Annotated in this window: 13 protein-coding genes and 1 pseudogene; 8 read left to right on the top strand and 6 right to left on the bottom strand. The window is 62.7% G+C overall.

The genetic code is table 11. From position 1 onward, the window contains the following. Positions 1-13: 13 nt before the first annotated feature. The 6 genes and pseudogenes from FFS45_RS14430 to FFS45_RS14405 all read left to right on the top strand — a co-directional run bounded on the left by FFS45_RS14430 (position 14) and on the right by FFS45_RS14405 (position 6,129). Entirely contained in the window at positions 14-934 is a 921-nt protein-coding gene (locus FFS45_RS14430) for an ABC transporter substrate-binding protein (RefSeq protein ID WP_137955346.1), read from the top strand. Between the two features lie 141 nt (positions 935-1,075). Next, on the top strand, positions 1,076-3,544 hold the full coding sequence (locus FFS45_RS14425) for a TonB-dependent receptor (protein ID WP_249362780.1): 2,469 nt from the start codon (positions 1,076-1,078) through the stop codon (positions 3,542-3,544). Positions 3,545-3,598: 54 nt separating this feature from the next. Further along, positions 3,599-3,718 (top strand): annotated as a pseudogene (locus FFS45_RS14420) (energy transducer TonB); the annotation flags it as partial. Positions 3,719-3,775: 57 nt separating this feature from the next. Next, the gene (locus FFS45_RS14415) at positions 3,776-4,129 is read left to right on the top strand and encodes a DOPA 4,5-dioxygenase family protein (protein ID WP_137955319.1); all 354 of its coding nucleotides are present in this window, start codon (positions 3,776-3,778) and stop codon (positions 4,127-4,129) included. Between the two features lie 101 nt (positions 4,130-4,230). Continuing rightward, positions 4,231-5,556, top strand: a complete 1,326-nt coding sequence (locus tag FFS45_RS14410; protein ID WP_137955318.1) for an LLM class flavin-dependent oxidoreductase — start codon at positions 4,231-4,233, stop codon at positions 5,554-5,556. Between the two features lie 12 nt (positions 5,557-5,568). Further along, positions 5,569-6,129 (top strand): glutathione peroxidase, encoded by a 561-nt coding sequence (locus FFS45_RS14405; RefSeq protein ID WP_137955317.1) that lies wholly within the window; start codon positions 5,569-5,571, stop codon positions 6,127-6,129. 89 nt (positions 6,130-6,218) lie between these two features. Here the strand turns inward: FFS45_RS14405 and FFS45_RS14400 are convergent, their stop codons facing one another. The 4 genes from FFS45_RS14400 to FFS45_RS14385 form a co-directional block, all read right to left on the bottom strand. Then, complete coding sequence (locus tag FFS45_RS14400; RefSeq protein ID WP_137955316.1) at positions 6,219-7,892, bottom strand: FAD-dependent oxidoreductase; 1,674 nt, start codon at positions 7,890-7,892, stop codon at positions 6,219-6,221. 115 nt (positions 7,893-8,007) lie between these two features. After that, complete coding sequence (locus FFS45_RS14395; RefSeq protein WP_137955315.1) at positions 8,008-9,261, bottom strand: patatin-like phospholipase family protein; 1,254 nt, start codon at positions 9,259-9,261, stop codon at positions 8,008-8,010. A 10-nt stretch (positions 9,262-9,271) separates the two neighbouring features. Next, positions 9,272-10,054, bottom strand: coding sequence for a 3-hydroxybutyrate dehydrogenase (locus FFS45_RS14390; RefSeq protein WP_137955314.1), 783 nt, complete (start codon positions 10,052-10,054; stop codon positions 9,272-9,274). Positions 10,055-10,086: 32 nt separating this feature from the next. After that, positions 10,087-10,881: an acetoacetate decarboxylase gene (locus tag FFS45_RS14385; protein WP_137955313.1), complete on the bottom strand. Its 795-nt coding sequence runs from the start codon at positions 10,879-10,881 to the stop codon at positions 10,087-10,089. Positions 10,882-11,249: 368 nt separating this feature from the next. Between FFS45_RS14385 and FFS45_RS14380 the strand changes: the two genes are divergently transcribed. Then, positions 11,250-12,182, top strand: coding sequence for a LysR family transcriptional regulator (locus FFS45_RS14380; RefSeq protein ID WP_137955312.1), 933 nt, complete (start codon positions 11,250-11,252; stop codon positions 12,180-12,182). 14 nt (positions 12,183-12,196) lie between these two features. Beyond that, entirely contained in the window at positions 12,197-13,006 is an 810-nt protein-coding gene (locus FFS45_RS14375; protein ID WP_137955311.1) for a helix-turn-helix transcriptional regulator, read from the top strand. A 91-nt stretch (positions 13,007-13,097) separates the two neighbouring features. Here FFS45_RS14375 and FFS45_RS14370 read toward each other — a convergent pair whose 3' ends face one another. Both FFS45_RS14370 and FFS45_RS14365 read right to left on the bottom strand, forming a co-directional pair. Continuing rightward, positions 13,098-14,570: an efflux transporter outer membrane subunit gene (locus FFS45_RS14370; protein WP_137955310.1), complete on the bottom strand. Its 1,473-nt coding sequence runs from the start codon at positions 14,568-14,570 to the stop codon at positions 13,098-13,100. 9 nt (positions 14,571-14,579) lie between these two features. Continuing rightward, entirely contained in the window at positions 14,580-15,767 is a 1,188-nt protein-coding gene (locus FFS45_RS14365) for an efflux RND transporter periplasmic adaptor subunit (protein WP_137955309.1), read from the bottom strand. Positions 15,768-15,769 lie beyond the last annotated feature (2 nt).

Here is a 15,769-nt window from a genome sequence, read left to right as displayed (position 1 = left end):
TCGTCGTAAATGGATGTTGACGTTTTCCGGTCTGCTGGCTGCCGCGGCGTTCGGTGTGGCGGATGGAACGTGGGCCGGCACGACCTTCGATCTGAGCCCGGCGCAGCCGGGGCGCCCGCGCACCGGTCCCGACACCGCTGCAATCAAGGCGATTCCGGCGGACTTCAAGTTCGTCCAGGACGGGGTGCTGACAGTCGGCATTTCGGTTGCCTGGCCGCCGATCAGCACGTATGCCACCGACACGAAAACCGTCGTCGGCTTCGATCCGGATCTGTCGCAACTGATTGCCGACAGTCTCGGCCGCAAGCTCAAGCTGGTGCCGCTCGCCTGGGAGGATTGGCCGCTTGCGGTCGCCTCGGGCAAGGTGGATGCGGTGCTGTCCAATGTCACGGTGACGGAGGAACGCAAGGAGAAGTTCGATTTCTCCTCGTATCGCCGCGACGTGCTCGGGTTTTACGTCCCCACCAAAAGCCCGATTCAGGCGATTCGCGAACCCAAGGATGTGGCCGGTCTGCGCGTGATTACCGATTCCGGCACGAACCAGGAAAAAATCCTGCTCGCCTGGAGCAAGAGCGACGCCGATCACGGCCTGAAAGCCGTGAACGTGCAGTATTACGACGACTACGCAGTGCGCGACGTCGCCCTGCAGTCGGGCCGCGCCGACGCGATCCTCAGCGTCAACTCGGGCCTCGCCTACGCCGCTGCGCAAAAAGGCGACCTGCGGCTGGTCGGCACCATCAGCGGCGGCTGGCCGGTCACGGCCGATCTCGCGGTCACGACCCGCAAGGGCGGCGGTCTCGCCGCACCGGTCACGCAGGCGATCAACGACCTGATTGCCAACGGCAAGTATCGCCAGGTGCTCGATCGCTGGAACCTCGGTTCCGAAGCCATCGACACCGCGCGCACCAATCCTCCGGGCCTGCCGAAGAGCTGATCCCCCAGCGGGTGTCGAATCGACGCCTGCTTATAAAAATTATTTCGGAATACTTACTATTGGCGCCGTCATGCAGAGGCGCCGCTTTTTGTATCGACAAGTGGAGAAACGATGGCGAGCAATCGGGGAAGGAGCATGGGATTGAAAACGCAGCTAACCGGGATCTCGGCCGCCGTGCTGTTCCTGGCCCTGCAAGGATCGGCCTGGGCGCAGGCGGCGCCGGACGCCGCGAGCGGGGCTGCGGCGTCGCCCGGGCCGTCGCTCAAGAGCGATTCCGTGGGCGATCAGAACAACGTGCGGGTGCAGGACCGGGTGGTGGTGACCGGTTCGCGCACCGCCACCAAGGCGAGCCAGAGCCTGACGCCGATCGACGTGATCACCGGCGCCGAGCTGGAGGCGACCGGCAAGGCCAGCCTGCGCGATGCGCTGCAGCAGCTCTCGCCGTCGATCTCGCACGCCTCCTACGCGGGCGACCAGGGCCTGCTGACCAATGCCTTCACGCTGCACGGCTCGACGCCGGATCAGGTGCTGGTGCTGGTCAACGGCAAGCGCCGCCACAGCACCGCCAACATCGCCCAGGACGCCGGTCCGCAGGCCGGCTCGACGGGCGTGGACGTGGACCTGATCCCGGTCGGCCTGATCGATCACATTGAAATCCTGCGCGATGCCGCTGCGGCGCAGTACGGCTCCGACGCGATCTTCGGGGTGATCAACATCATCCTGAAGTCGAGCAATGGAGGCGGCGCCATTTCGGACACCGCCGGCCAGACCTACCAGGGCGACGGCTTTTCCAACAACTTTTCGATCTCGAAGGGCCTGAGCCTGGGCAGCAACGGCTTTCTCGACCTGAGCGCCGAATACGACCACCAGAACCACACCGAGCGCACCAACCCCTACGACAATTACTTCGGCTTCCTGCCGGGCGGCGTGGGCGCTTACAACCCGATCGAAGGCGATCCCGAAGTCACCCGCGAAGTGGTCGGCTTCAACGCCGGCTACTACCTGAACGACGATACCCAGGTGTACGGCTTCGGCACCTACGGGCATCGTTCCGCGGCGGCCTACCAGAATATCCGCTCGCCGATCATCATCAGCGAGATCTACGGTCTGCCGGGTCTGCTGGGCACCTATCCGAACGGTTACGTACCGACCGAGACCATCAACGAGAACGACTACTCGATCACCGCGGGTGTGAAGGGCGAGAACCTGTTCGGCTGGAAGTGGGACCTCAGTTCGACCTACGGCGGCGATCACGACAGCTTTGGCGTCGCCAACGACGCCAACCTGACCTTGTTCGCCGAGAACGGCTCGACGCCGACCAGCTTCAACCTGGGCACGCTGAGCGACACCCAGTGGACCAACACCCTCGACGTGTCGCGCCAGTTCCATTTCCTGCTGCCTGAACCGCTCACCTTCTCCGCCGGCATCGAACAGCGCCGCGAGACCTACTCGATCGGCGCCGGCGATGCGGCCTCGTGGGGCGCCGACGCGATCACCGGCTTCCTGCCGTCGAGCGCGGGCTCGTTTTCGCGGGAAGTGCTGGGCACGTATCTGGATCTGGCCGGCAAGTTCGCGCCGAACTGGCGCTTTGAGGTCTCGGGCCGCTACGACCACTACAGCGACGCCGGCGGCACCACGAACGGCAAGTTCGCGACGCGCTACGACTTCTCCCCCGCGGTGGCGCTACGCGGCAGTGTCAGCACGGGATTTCGCGCGCCGACCCTCGCCGAGGAATACCTGACCAACCTGACCGTGTCGCCGACTTCGGCGAGCGGCCTGCTGGCAGCCAACTCGGCCGCTGCGCAGTCGATTGGCGCGCAGAACCTGAAGCCGGAGCAGTCCACCAACTTCAACATCGGGCTGGTGCTCAATCCGGTGCGCAACCTGAACGTGACGCTGGACGCCTACCAGATCGATATCCGCAACCGCATCGTGCTGGGCGGCACCGCTTCGGGCGCGGCGGCGCTCAACGCGCTCGACATCGCCGGCATCACGGTGCCCGAGCAGTTGCTCGCGGCAGCGCAGTCGAACCCGGGCCTCGTCACCGCCAACTACTTCACCAACGGCGCGAGCACGAGAACCGACGGTATCGACCTGACGGCGACCTATCACTCGAGCCTGGGCGAGTACGGCAGCGTGGACTGGGACCTCGCGGCCAATATCAACAACACGTCGGTGACCAAGGTCGCCACCCGCAACGGCACGGCCGAACTGAACCAGCAGCAGATCGCATGGCTGACCTCGGCGGCGCCGAAGAACAAGATCATCATCGGCGCGAACTGGCATCTGGATAAATGGGGCGTCAGCCTGCACGAAACGCGCTTTGGACCGACCTCGGACTACCAGACTTACATCACCGGGCCGAACGCGTTCTCGACCACAACCTTCCAGTACTTCAGGAATGCGCCGAAGTACACCACGGATCTCGAGGTGCGCTACAACGTGACCAAGAAATTCCAGATTGCGGCGGGCGCCAACAACCTGTTCGACGTGAGGCCGTCCACGCTGCCCCAGGACACCTGGTTCTCGGGTTCGCAGTACGACGGTTACGCCGCGCAGATCAGCCCGAACGGCGGCTTCTACTACGTACGCGCGAAGTATCTGTTCTAAGGCTGGGCTTGCGGCCGGGGGGCGCGTTCCTGAGCGCGACCCCGGTCCGGCCCGCAAGTCGTGCAACACGCCGATCTGATCCTCGAACGTGCAGCGATCAGTACCGTCAAGCGCTTCCATTGCATCGGCCAGGCGGTGCGCGTGCAGGTGCCGTTTTCGTTCAACCTCAACTGATCGGCCGGATTTCGGGCTGCGGATTTTGCGGATTTATTTAGCCGGCAAGGCATACGCATGACTTATCTGGATACCAGCATCATCGAGAACTGGCACGCACATGTCTACTTCGACGAGTCCGGCCGGCATGCGGCCTGGGCCTTCAGGCAGGATATCGGCGAACGCTTCGGCGAAGCGGTCCGTTTCGGACGCTTTAACGAAGGACTGGTCGGCCCGCATCCGGTCTGGTCGTACGAGATTTCTTTTGGCAAGGCTGATTTTGCCGAGGTGGTCGGCTGGCTGATCCTGAACCATGGGTCGATCGATATCTTTCTCCATCCGAATACCGACGACGGGTTGCGCGATCACCGGGATTGCGCCGTATGGATCGGCCGGTCGCATGTGCTGAATCTGGGTGGCCTGGGACCGTGAGCGCGTTCGGCCGGAATATGCATAGCGTGATTTCTCGCTTGTCCGAATCCGCTTCTGGTCATAGATTCACCGATATGTTTGTCAAAAAACAGGGACATTCAATGAGTCTTGCCAAGCAGATAAAACTGGGGGCGATCCTGCATGGTGTGGGTGGAGGCACCTCCGCCTGGCGTCATCCTGATGCGCGTCCCGACGCGAGCGTCAATATCGATTACTACAAGCATCAGGCGCAAAAGGCCGAGGCCGGCAAACTGGACCTCGTGTTCGTCGCCGACGGGCTGTTCATCAACGAGAAATCGCTGCCCCACTTTCTGAACCGTTTCGAGCCGATCACGGTCCTGTCGGCGCTGGCAGCTGTCACCGAACGTATCGGCCTCGTCGGGACGATTTCGACCTCCTATAGCGAACCGTTCACAATTGCGCGCCAACTGGCCTCGCTCGACCATCTCAGCAAGGGTCGCGCGGGCTGGAACATCGTGACTTCACCGCTCGAGGGGTCGGGCCTCAATTTCGGCAAGCCGCATCCGGAGCACGACGAGCGCTACCGGATCGCCAGCGAATATGTCGACGTGGTGCGCGGCCTGTGGGACTCGTGGGAAGACGATGCCTTCGTGGCAAACAAGGCCACCGGCCAGTTCTTTGATCCGGCGAAGCTGCACACCCTCCATCACAAGGGCAAGTATTTCAGCGTTCAAGGGCCGCTCAATATCGCCCGCTCGCGCCAGGGACACCCGGTGATCTTCCAGGCCGGAAACTCGGAGGTCGGCCGCGATTTCGCCGCCAGCCAGTCCGACGCGATCTTCGCCACGCTGCTCGATCTCGAGGCTTCACGGGCGTTCTATCAGGACCTCAAGCAGCGTGCGACGCGCTCCGGGCGCAATGCCGAGACCCTGCATATCCTGCCCGGTATCGGGCCGATCCTCGGCGGCACGCAGGCGGAGGCGCAAGCCAGGCTGCAGGGGCTGCGCGAGCTCGGGGACATTCACGACGCGATCGCACATCTGGGCCGTTTCTTCGATCACTTCGACTTTTCGAGGTTTCCGCTCGACGAGCCGTTCCCGGACATCGGCGACCTTGGCAGCAATTCGTTCCGTGGCGGCACGGACCGGATCAAGGCCATTGCGCGCGAGAAGGGCCTGACCTTGCGGCAGGTCGCGCTCGAGGCTGCCTACCCGGACAATCCGTTTGTCGGTACGCCGGAATATGTGGCCGACAAGATCGTCGAATGGGTCGAGGCCGGTGCCGCCGACGGTTTTATCGTGGGCTCGGCCACGCCGTCGGGTCTCGACGAATTCGTCGACGGCGTGGTGCCGATCCTGCAGGCGCGAGGATTGTTCCGCACGGAATACGAAGACAACACGTTCCGCGGCAACTTTGGTCTGCCGGTGCCGGCCAATCGCTACACGGCCGGGCGCGCGGCGGCTTAGGGAGGATATGCAATGAGCCAGAGTCTTTACGATATTCCCGTGAGGTCGAGCGACGGCCGCGAGCGGACGCTGGGCGAATTCAAGGGGAAGGTTCTGCTGGTGGTCAACGTGGCATCGAAATGCGGATTGACGCCCCAGTACGAAGGTCTTGAGAAACTGTACCGCGAGAAGGCTGCGGAAGGTCTCGAGATCCTGGCGTTTCCCGCGAACGACTTCAAGGCGCAGGAGCCCGGCACGGACGAAGAGATACGCGAGTTCTGTACCAGCAAGTACGACGTGACCTTTCCGCTCTTCGCGAAGATCTCGGTAGTGGGAGCCGGCCAACATCCCTTGTATCGCTCGCTGACACAGGCAAAGCCGACCGCGACTGGCGATCAGCCGTTCCGTGAGCGCCTGAAAGGCTATGGGATCGAGCCGAACGCCGCGCCGGACGTGTTGTGGAATTTCGAGAAATTTCTCGTGAACCGCAGCGGCGAAGTCGTGGCGCGCTTCGCGCCGAGCGTGACGGCGGACGATCCCGACCTGCTTCGTACCATCCAGACGGAACTCACGTCGAGGCAGACTGAAGCTTGAGGCGCGGCGATAAAACAGGGGGCTCCAGGATAACGGCCGTGGATTGATTACTCAATGCTTTCGGGGCGCAGAGCAATACACGGCGGCGATCATCCAAGCCTCGCCAGATATTGGTGAATGGCCTGAATCGCGGCGGCTCCCTCCCCTACGGCTGCCGCCACCCGCTTGACCGAGCCGCTGCGCACGTCGCCTGCCGAAAAGATGCCGGGCCTGCTCGTCTCCAGATCGTGCGGCGGCCGCTCCTGCGTCCACGCACTGCCCGTATCGGCGCCGGTCAGCACAAATCCGTCCTTGTCGAGCGCGACGCAATCGCCAAGCCATTTGGTGCTCGGCTGGGCCCCAAGAAAGAGAAACACATGCCGGATGGGCTTTTCTTCGATCTGCCCTTGCCGGCTCCACCTGATCGCCTCAAGGTTCGTCTCGCCGCATAACTCGACGAGCTTGGTCTTTGTGTGAAGCGTGATGTTGGCCGTTACGTCGATCCGCCGGATCAGATAAGCCGACATGCTCGCACTGAGCCCCTCGCCACGAACGACCACGTGGACATGACGCGCGAATTTCGCGAGAAATACCGCAGCCTGTCCCGCCGAATTGCCGCCCCCCACCACGATCACCTCGTGGCTGTTGCAGAAGGCTCCCTCCATGAAGGTCGCGCTGTAGTAGACGCCGCGGCCTTCGAAATGCTCGAGGCGTGCCAGGTCAGGCTTGCGGTAACGCGCGCCGGTAGCAATGACGACAGCCCGCGCGTAGACGCCTTCGTTATGATCCAGTCCGAGATGAAACGACTGGGAATCCGTGCAGTCGATCTTCAGCGCCTCGATAGGCACGCCGACCTCTGCGCCGAACTTGCGGCATTGGGATAGCCCGCGGCCCGCCAGGGCCTGCCCCGATATGCCGGTCGGAAAACCGAAATAATTTTCGATCTTCGAACTGGTGCCTGCTTGCCCGCCTGGCGCCTTGGCGTCGAGCACGGCCACCTTCAATCCCTCCGAGGCTGCGTACACCGCGGCCGCAAGCCCGGCCGGCCCCGCGCCGACCACCACCAGGTCGAAGCGCTCGCCGTTCAGCCGGTCCGGGCTCAGGCCGATCGCGTCTGCCACGGCGCGGTTGGTGGGCCGTTTGAGCACGGTGCCCTGAAACGTGACCACGATCGGGATATCGGCTTCCGTTGCGTCAAAACGGGCCAGCAGTGCCTGGGTCTCGGCGTGCTCGACGATGTCGAAATAGGCCGAGGGCTGGCCGTTGCGGCTGAGGAAGTGACGCAGGCGCAGCGTCGGCGCGGAACTGGTACTGCCGATCACCATCACGCCGGTCTGCTGGCCCTGGATGAAAGCGACCCGGCGCAGGATATAGGCGCGCATGATGGTCTCGCTCAACTCCGCCTCAGCCGTCACCAGCGCGCGCAGCGACTCCTCGTCGATGGCGATGACCTCGCAATCGGAGACGGCGCGGGTGGTGGCCGCCGCGGCCCGGCCGGCGAGCGTGCCGACCTCGCCGGTGAAACTGCCGGGGCCGTGCGTACCCAGCAATATCGGACCGTCGACGGAGCCGCGGGTCGACTCGATGGTTCCGGAGAGAATCGCGTACATCGCGATGTGCCGCTCGCCTTCCGAATAGAGGATGTCGTTGGCCTTGAGCTTGCGCCGCTCGCCGTATCGATCCAGGATCGCCAGTTGCCGCTCGTCCAGCGTGGGATATATCTGGTGATAGCGGCTGCCACCTGAAACCAGGTCACTGGGCTTGCCCGAAGATTCTTTGTTCATGGCGGATTCCATCAGATCGAGAAACGATTCCTAGTGTGGAACTGCGGCATCCACTATGACTATGATATCTCCGGTTGGGCTATGCGCGATCTCAGGTGGCAACTCGGGTGGCTATTCAGGCAGCGGCTTTTCGCTCCACTTCGAGAGGCAATTCAGGCATCTCGCGGTCGGACTGCGGCACGGAACCGAGCCGGCGATGCACGTCATGCGTCACGAAACCCTGCTCGCGGGTCGGCACGTCGAACCATTCCCGGTGGGCAAACGAATCGCGGATGTCCTCGAGACCGCTTTCCCAGTGCTCCCGCATGGTGTCGACGCTGAACTCGTAGTCCTTGTAGTGCCCTTCATACGGTTTGTTCTTGTAGATCAGATGCACGACATTGATCGCGCTGCCGTCGGCCGCCTCTTCGGCGAGACGGAATAGCGGATCGGTCCGAAGCAGATCGGCCGGAACGTGCGCCAGCAGCTCCTTGATAAAGCGTGCGTGTTTCTGGCGATCCGCGAGCATGCTGGTGATGGCCCGCGTGCGGCTAGAGTACTGGATGTCTTTGGCCCGTTCTGAGACGTCGGCGAAATCACCCGGCGCATTGCCTCTTGCGCTCCACAGGTCCACCTGAAACACCAGCGCGTCCTTGTGGTCGGCGTCGCGCAGCACTTCGGTGAGCGGTGTGTTGGACACGAGACCGCCGTCCCAGTAGTACTCGCCGTCGATCTCGACGGCCGGGAAGCCCGGCGGCAGCGCGCCCGACGCCATGAAATGCTCGGGTTGCAGACGCATTTTCGTGTTGTCGAAATACACCAGGTTGCCGGTGCGCACGTTGACCGCGCCTACTGAAACGCGCGTGTCGCCGTCGTTGATACGGTCGAAGTCGGCAAACTTCAGCAGCGTTTCCTTCAGCTCGGCCGTGTCGTAGTAACTGACCACGTTGGGGTTCTGCTTGCCGAAACCTGCCAGCGGCAACGGCACGCGCGGCGAGAAAAAGCCCGGCTGGCCCTCGGTCAGCGCGCGCCCGGCCGCCCACATACTGCCCCACTTGCGCGCGAGATCCGGCAAGCCGAGTGCGGGCAAGGTCCACGCGCCCAGGCCGCCGAGCCAGTCGAGCGGATGGCAGATCGAATTCCAGAAGCCGCGCAACGCTTCCACGCGTTGCTCCGGCGCGTTGCCGGCAATGATCGCGGTGTTCAGCGCGCCGATCGACACCCCGGCGATCCAGTTCGGTTGCACGCCGGCCTCGGCGAGGCCTTCATAGACGCCGGCCTGATAAGAGCCGAGCGCACCGCCGCCCTGAAGCACCAGGGCAATTTCGTCGTAGCGCGGCAGCACAAACGCATCCGGCTGCCCGTTAGTTCTTGTTGTGCTGCTGCGCATGCGCGCCTCCTTATTGCATAGCCCAGCCGTGGCTGACGATCACCGACTGCCCGGTCAGCGCAGACGATTCGAAGCCGGCGAGAAACGCCACCGTATTGGCGACGTCTTCAACGGTGGTGAATTCACCGTCGACGGTTTCCTTGAGCATCACATTCCTGACAACCTCGTCCTCGGAGATGCCAAGTGCCCTGGCCTGCTCAGGAATCTGCTTGTCGACGAGCGGGGTGCGCACAAAGCCCGGGCACACGACGTTCGCGCGCACGCCACGCGGTCCGCCTTCCTTCGCGACCACACGGGCGAGGCCAAGCAGGCCATGCTTGGCCGTCACATAGGCCGACTTCAGCTTCGATGCCTCATGCGAGTGCACCGAGCCCATATAGACAATCGAGCCGCCCTTGCCGCCTGCGTACATATGTTTGATCGCGGCTTTGGTGGTGAGGAAGGCGCCGTCCAGGTGGATCGCCAGCATCTTCTTCCAGTCGGAGAACGCGTAATCCTCAATGGGAGCGACGATCTGGATGCCCGCATTCGAGACCAGCACATCGAGGCTGCCCAGTTCCTGCACCGCGCGTTCGATGCCGCTATTGACCGCTTCTTCGTTCGTGACATCCATGGCGACCGCGATCGCTTTGCCGCCCGCTGCGACGATGCTGCTGGCTACCTTCTGCGCGTTCTCGAGATTCAGATCGGCGATGACCACAGCGGCGCCGAGGCTCGCGAGCTTGCGTGCACACTGCTCGCCAATACCGCTTGCTGCACCGGTGACGAGCGCGACTTTATGATTCAACGACATGTTGTTTTCCTTGCCTTCGGGTTGAGGGATCGTTACAGATTGACTGCGAGCTTCACGTTTTCGCTTGAGTCCGTCTCTTCAGCGGCGAGATAGTCGAGCGCAACCTCGCCGATATCCAGCGTGAGATTGGCGATCACATGCCGCGCGCCCACTACGCGCTTCACCGGCAGATCGGCGACCGGCGCGAGCGCATGCGGATGCAGTTCGAGCGCGGCCGGACCCGACCATGCGCCGAGCACGCTGACGTCGCGCAGGAAGAAACGCACCAGCTCGCACACGCGGGCCGAGCCGTCCACGTGCGGGATGACTTTCAACAGGTAGTTGGGGGTGTCCGCGAGCTTCCTGCGTTCGGCTTCGATGTCGAGCGGCACATGCTTGAAGCCCATCGTGCCGGTGGCAATGCGCTGGGTGCCGTAGTCGAGCGTGCCGAGCAGCGTGTCGTTGCCGTCGACGCCTAGGGTGGGCTTCGCCAGCTTTTTCGGAAAACCCCAGATCTCGCGGCCGCCGGCGATCGGGCCTTCGTCATCGAGATACATGGAATGCGTGTAGTTGCTGAGGCGCCCTTGCTGGTCGCGCACCGAGATGACCTGGCCGCTTTCGGTGTAGTCGCCGAATCCCGACGAGTCCGGCATGCGGATGAACTCGTAATGCACGAGATTGTTTTCAGGAATCAGCGGCTCCGGCACGATGGCGCGCAGCGCGTCGAAATCGGTCTCATAGGAAATGATGAAATATTCCCGATTGATGAAACGGTACGGCGGGCGGGGATAAGCTGGGTTGTGAACGGGCATCGCAAAGGCGTCTTTGCGGATCGAAGCGAGGTTCATGAAACTCCTTTTAGCTAACAGCGCATGCCGCGCCGGTGCAATGTTAGAGGGAATCATCACGCGGCACGAACTGCGGTTTCTCAAAACACCATTGCCTAAAATGCAACACCGGCGCCGGAACTTTGACCGGAAACGCGCAATTCGTTGCGCGTTCAAACTCACTCCCATGCTATTTCCTGGGAGAAGACAGGCACGACAACTGATTTCGAATTTCGGTCAACGTCTGTCGCCGGTGGCGTCCGCGCGGCCAGCGGTGCAGGCTGTCCGATATTCGAAAGCCATTGACCATTCAACTGGGAAATGATTGGTTAAGGTTCTACCTGACAGTAGCGGTGCATAACCAGTCGCCAAACATCAGGAGAAATGCCGTGGACATCGTGAATTCGATGCGGATGTTTACCAAGGTCGCGGAGCTCAACAGCTTTGTGCGCGCCTCAGAGTCGCTCGATATAGCGGTGCCTCGCATCAGCCGGGCACTCGCCGAACTCGAGGAACACCTGGGAACCCGGTTGCTTCAGCGAACCACACGCAAGATGTCGCTGACCGAAGCAGGCCGGATCTATCTGGACCGGTGCCGGCAAATCCTCGGCGAACTCGACGAAACCTATCTGATGCTGTCCGCCAATTCGGTTTCCACGACCGGGAAACTGCGCCTCGTCGCCCCCGCGCTCTTTGCGATACGCAAGCTGTCGCCCGTGCTCGCGGCCTACCAGCGCGCCTACCCGGACATCGTGATCGATCTTGTGCTTGCCGACCGCTCGGTCGACCTGATCGAGGAAGAGTTCGATCTGGGCATTCTCCCGGCACGGCGTGTCACAGGGCAGAGTCTCGTGTCGCGTCATCTGACCTCGACCGACTTCTACACGTGTGCGGCCCCCGCTTATATCGAGAAGCATGGCGCACCGTCTCATCCGGCCGATCTGGCACAGCACCCCTATATCGCGTTTCGCACCGAACACAGCAGTGAGGAAGTGACGTTTCAGGATGCGGACGGCACCGAGATTGCCGTCCACCCCAAGGCCGCGCTTATCACCAACAACGTTGGGATGGTCCGGGAAGGCGTGCTTGCCGGAATGGGAATCGCCACCCTGTCGGCTTACCTCGTTGACGACGACATTCGGGCGGGCCGGCTGATACGGCTGATGCCGCAATACCGTCTCGCGGATCGCGAATTCCGCATTGTTTATTCAAACCGCAAGTTCCTTTCGCTCAAGGTCAAGGCCTTTATCGAAATCGCCGTTGAACACTTCCGCAAGGCAGACGAGCCTCAAGTCGCTGCCGAACATTTCGCTCCCGCCTGACGAGACGACCGACCATGCCGCAAGCCACGCCCCCCGACCTGCACGACGAACCTGGGCGAGGTCACTCCCTCGCGCAGCACTACCCTCAAGGGCTGCGGATCGACCCGCATGCCCACACCTGGGCACAGGTACTCTATGCGGTCGCCGGTGTCATGTGGGTCGAGGTTGGACGGGAGGCACTGGTTGTCCCGCCGCAGCGCGCGGTATGGTTGCCGCCGGGAACGGTGCACTCGATTCACATGATGAGCGCGGTCAAGATGCGCAACATCTATCTGCACGGAAAAAACGTCAAGCATCTGAGCAAGCAGTCCGAGGTGTTCGAGATTAACGGCCTGCTGAGAGAGCTCATCACCACCATCGCAGAACGCGAACGTGAGCGCGACGAAGAGTACCTGAAAACGGCCTATCATTTCGCCGCCATGGAGCTGGGACACGCGGCGCGCTATTCGCTGCGAATTCCCTTGCCCGATCAGACGGACCGCCGCCTGGATGTACTGTGCCGGGCGGTAATCGAGAACCCGTCGGTCGGCATCAGCTTCGAGCAGCACGCCGCGTCGGTCGGCGCGAGCGTGCGCACTCTTTCGCGTCTGTTCACCCGGGCGCTAGGGGTCGGGTTTGCCGAGTGGCGGCGCCAGGTTCAACTGGCTATTGCGGTTTCGAAGCTCGCCGGCGGGCAGCCCGTCAATTCGGTGGCACGCTCGCTCGGCTACCGGCCAAGCAGCTTCAGCGACATGTTTCGCAGGGAACTCGGGATAGCACCGAGCGACTTCCGTCCCGATGAAACGCTGCGAGACGCAGAAGAAGCGCTCGTGGTACCGGATTGAGCCTGGCAACGTCCGGGGCTCACGCCACCCGCATCGCGCTGGTTTTAGCCAGCACCCAGGATTCTCTCCTGGGTGCTGGCTGCAGGTTGACTTACGACGCAGGGTTGTGGCCGGTGCCTTGCGACGCATCTTGCGTCTTCGCCTCAGGCGCACTCCACCCTCCCCCCAAAGCCTTGATGAGATACACGCTCTGAGCGAGCTGTTCGCCGCGGATGGTGGTGTTCAGGCGTCGCTGGGTCAGCAACGCCTGTTGCGCATCGATCACGTCGAGATAGTTGGCCAGGCCGTCCTTATAGCGCTCCGTGGCGATAGACAGCACATGATCGGCACTGCCGGTCGCCGCGGCCGATTCGTCAGCCGCCTTGCCCAGGTAGCTCATGCTCGACATGCCATCCTGAACCTCCTGAAACGCCTTCAGGACGGTGGCCGAATAGTCGTCCACCGATGCGCGATATCCCGCTTCTGCAAAGCGGTTCATGGCGACGATCTTGCCGCCTTCAAACACGTTCTCGAAGGCCGAGCCTCCGAGCGACCACAGCAGGCTCGACGCGGTGAACAGCGAGCCGCCGGCAACGGACTCAAATGCGATGGACGGGCTCAGCACGATGTTCGGGTAGTAGGCGCTGCGTGCAACGCCGATCCTGGCATTGGCCGCCGCCACTGCGCGCTCCGCCGCGGCGATGTCGGGACGCCGCTGCAGCAGTTCGGAAGGAATGCCGGCGGGAATGGCTGGAATGCTCGTTGGCATCGAGCCCACTGCCAGCTGGAACTCCGGCGCGGGCGTGCCCGTCAACGTTGCAAGCGCATGCTCCGCGCGTGCCCTCTGTTCGGCGAGCAGTTCCCGCTGGGTCGTCGTCGCGTCGAGCTCCGCCTGTTGCTGCGACAGGTCAAGACCCGACGCGTCTCCATCGTGATACCGGCTGGTGACGAATTTGAGCGCTTCCTGCTCGTACTTCACCGTCGACTCGACCACCGCCGTTTCTTCGTCCAGTTCGCGGACCTCGAAATAGGTGGTGGCGACCTCTGCCGCTATCACCAGCTCCATGTTCTGATAGTCCGCCCTGGACTGCTCGCTGTCGGCTTTGGATGCCTCCACTTCGCGCCGTACCCGGCCAAACAGATCGAGCTCATAGCTCGCCTGAACGCCAACCTGGATATCGTTCTGAACGGTCGAGGTATTGGGCGTGGCATAGTCCTGCAGCGGGCGGTTTGCCGAAATCCGGCTGCGCGATGCCGCGGCCCCCAGGCCGACAGACGGCATCTCGGCGGATTTGACCTCGCCAAGCTCGGCCTCGCTCTGCGTGTAGTGTTCGAGAGCGGCCTTCAGCGTCGGATTGGCGGCAGCCGCCTTCTGCTCCAGGCCGTTTAGCGCGGGATCGCCGTAGAGGGTCCACCAGTCGCCCCGGAGCGTGCCGTCCTGAGGCTGGGCGGCCTGCCACGGCGCCTCCGGATGCCACGCTGCCGGGGTAGCCACGACAGGTTTGACATAGTCGGGGCCGACGGCGCAGCCCATGCAGGCACTGACCAATGCCAGTGACACCGCGTGTTTGACAGACTGTTTCATAAGGCCTCCTTAGCGGACCGAGACATGCTGGCCATCCTCGAGCGAATCAGGAGGATTGAGCACCAGACGGTCGGTGGCATTCACGCCCTGGGTAATCTGCAGCGTGGTGCCGTAGTCTTCTCCCACCGTCACCGCTTTCAGATGAACCGTGCCGTCGGCGCCGATCACTGCCACACGCAGTCCCTCTGCGCGGAACAGCAAGGTATTGGCGGGGATCACGACGGCGCCGGACGATGGCAGATTCAGTTGCACGTCAGCGTAGGCGCCGGGCTTCAGCACGCCGTCCGGGTTGGGCAGGTCGACTTCGATCTGCATGGAGCGCGTGACCGTATCGATCGCATCGGCGGTGCGCGCGACGGTCCCGTAGAAGGTCTTGCCCGGCAGTTCGGCAAGCGTGACGCGCACGCGATCGCCCGTTTTGATTCGCTGCGAGTAAGCCTCGGGCACGTACACATAAGTTTTCAGAACGTCGGTCTTGGCAAGCATGAACAGTTCCTTGCCCGGCCCTTGCGCGTCTGAATCGACCAACGCCCCCACGTCGATGTTGCGCCGCGTAATCACGCCGGCAAACGGCGCAACAATGCTTTTGAAGTGTTCGAGCTCCTGGAGCCGCCCGACATTCGCGTTTGCCGCATCGAGATCGGCCTGCGCCTGGGTCAGCGCGCTCTGCCGTTCGTCGAGTTCCTGCTGGGATACCGCGTCGTGCGAACGCAAGGTTTCCCAGCGTTTGGCCGAAATGCTCGCGAGATCGAGCCGTGCCTTGACCTGCTCACGCGCCGCTTGCGCCGCGCTCAGCTCGCGGTCCACTTCAGGCGTATCGACGCTCGCCAGCAGATCCCCTTGCTTGACCGTATCGCCAATGTCCTTGTACCAATGCGCGATATAACCCGTGCTTTGGGCATAGATCGGCGACTCCGTTTCGCCCATCAGCGTGCCGGGCAGCGTGACCGCCTGGTCATCCGGTCCGGCTTTCGGCATGACCGCAGTCACGTATTGTTTCGAGCTCTCGACAGCCGTTTTCTCCAACGCGTTGGCGTGTGCCGAACGATCCCAGATCGTTCTCGCGCCTAACAGCGCGAATGCAACGGCCACCATCACTGCGATTTTCGAAGCGCGTTTTACAGCAGTCGAATCAGGTTTATCCGACGCGGCATCGCGACTGGACGCCGGTACAACGGGATCACGGGTACTGGACATGG

Source organism: Burkholderia sp. 4M9327F10 (assembly GCF_005503145.1).
In the GTDB taxonomy this organism is placed as follows: Bacteria; Pseudomonadota; Gammaproteobacteria; order Burkholderiales; family Burkholderiaceae; genus Paraburkholderia.
The sequence above is the reverse complement of the archived record's forward strand: the minus strand, read 5'-3'. Positions and strand labels throughout refer to the sequence as shown.

Bases quoted from the DNA above. Each gene is read 5' to 3' on its own strand.
- FFS45_RS14415 (WP_137955319.1), top strand. From the start codon at position 3,776: ATGACTTATCTGGATACCAGCATCATCGAGAACTGGCACGCACATGTC.
- FFS45_RS14365 (WP_137955309.1), bottom strand. From the start codon at position 15,767: ATGTCCAGTACCCGTGATCCCGTTGTACCGGCGTCCAGTCGCGATGCC.
- FFS45_RS14385 (WP_137955313.1), bottom strand. From the start codon at position 10,881: ATGAACCTCGCTTCGATCCGCAAAGACGCCTTTGCGATGCCCGTTCAC.
- FFS45_RS14400 (WP_137955316.1), bottom strand. From the start codon at position 7,892: ATGAACAAAGAATCTTCGGGCAAGCCCAGTGACCTGGTTTCAGGTGGC.
- FFS45_RS14405 (WP_137955317.1), top strand. From the start codon at position 5,569: ATGAGCCAGAGTCTTTACGATATTCCCGTGAGGTCGAGCGACGGCCGC.
- FFS45_RS14375 (WP_137955311.1), top strand. From the start codon at position 12,197: ATGCCGCAAGCCACGCCCCCCGACCTGCACGACGAACCTGGGCGAGGT.
- FFS45_RS14390 (WP_137955314.1), bottom strand. From the start codon at position 10,054: ATGTCGTTGAATCATAAAGTCGCGCTCGTCACCGGTGCAGCAAGCGGT.
- FFS45_RS14430 (WP_137955346.1), top strand. From the start codon at position 14: ATGTTGACGTTTTCCGGTCTGCTGGCTGCCGCGGCGTTCGGTGTGGCG.
- FFS45_RS14370 (WP_137955310.1), bottom strand. From the start codon at position 14,570: ATGAAACAGTCTGTCAAACACGCGGTGTCACTGGCATTGGTCAGTGCC.
- FFS45_RS14395 (WP_137955315.1), bottom strand. From the start codon at position 9,261: ATGCGCAGCAGCACAACAAGAACTAACGGGCAGCCGGATGCGTTTGTG.
- FFS45_RS14410 (WP_137955318.1), top strand. From the start codon at position 4,231: ATGAGTCTTGCCAAGCAGATAAAACTGGGGGCGATCCTGCATGGTGTG.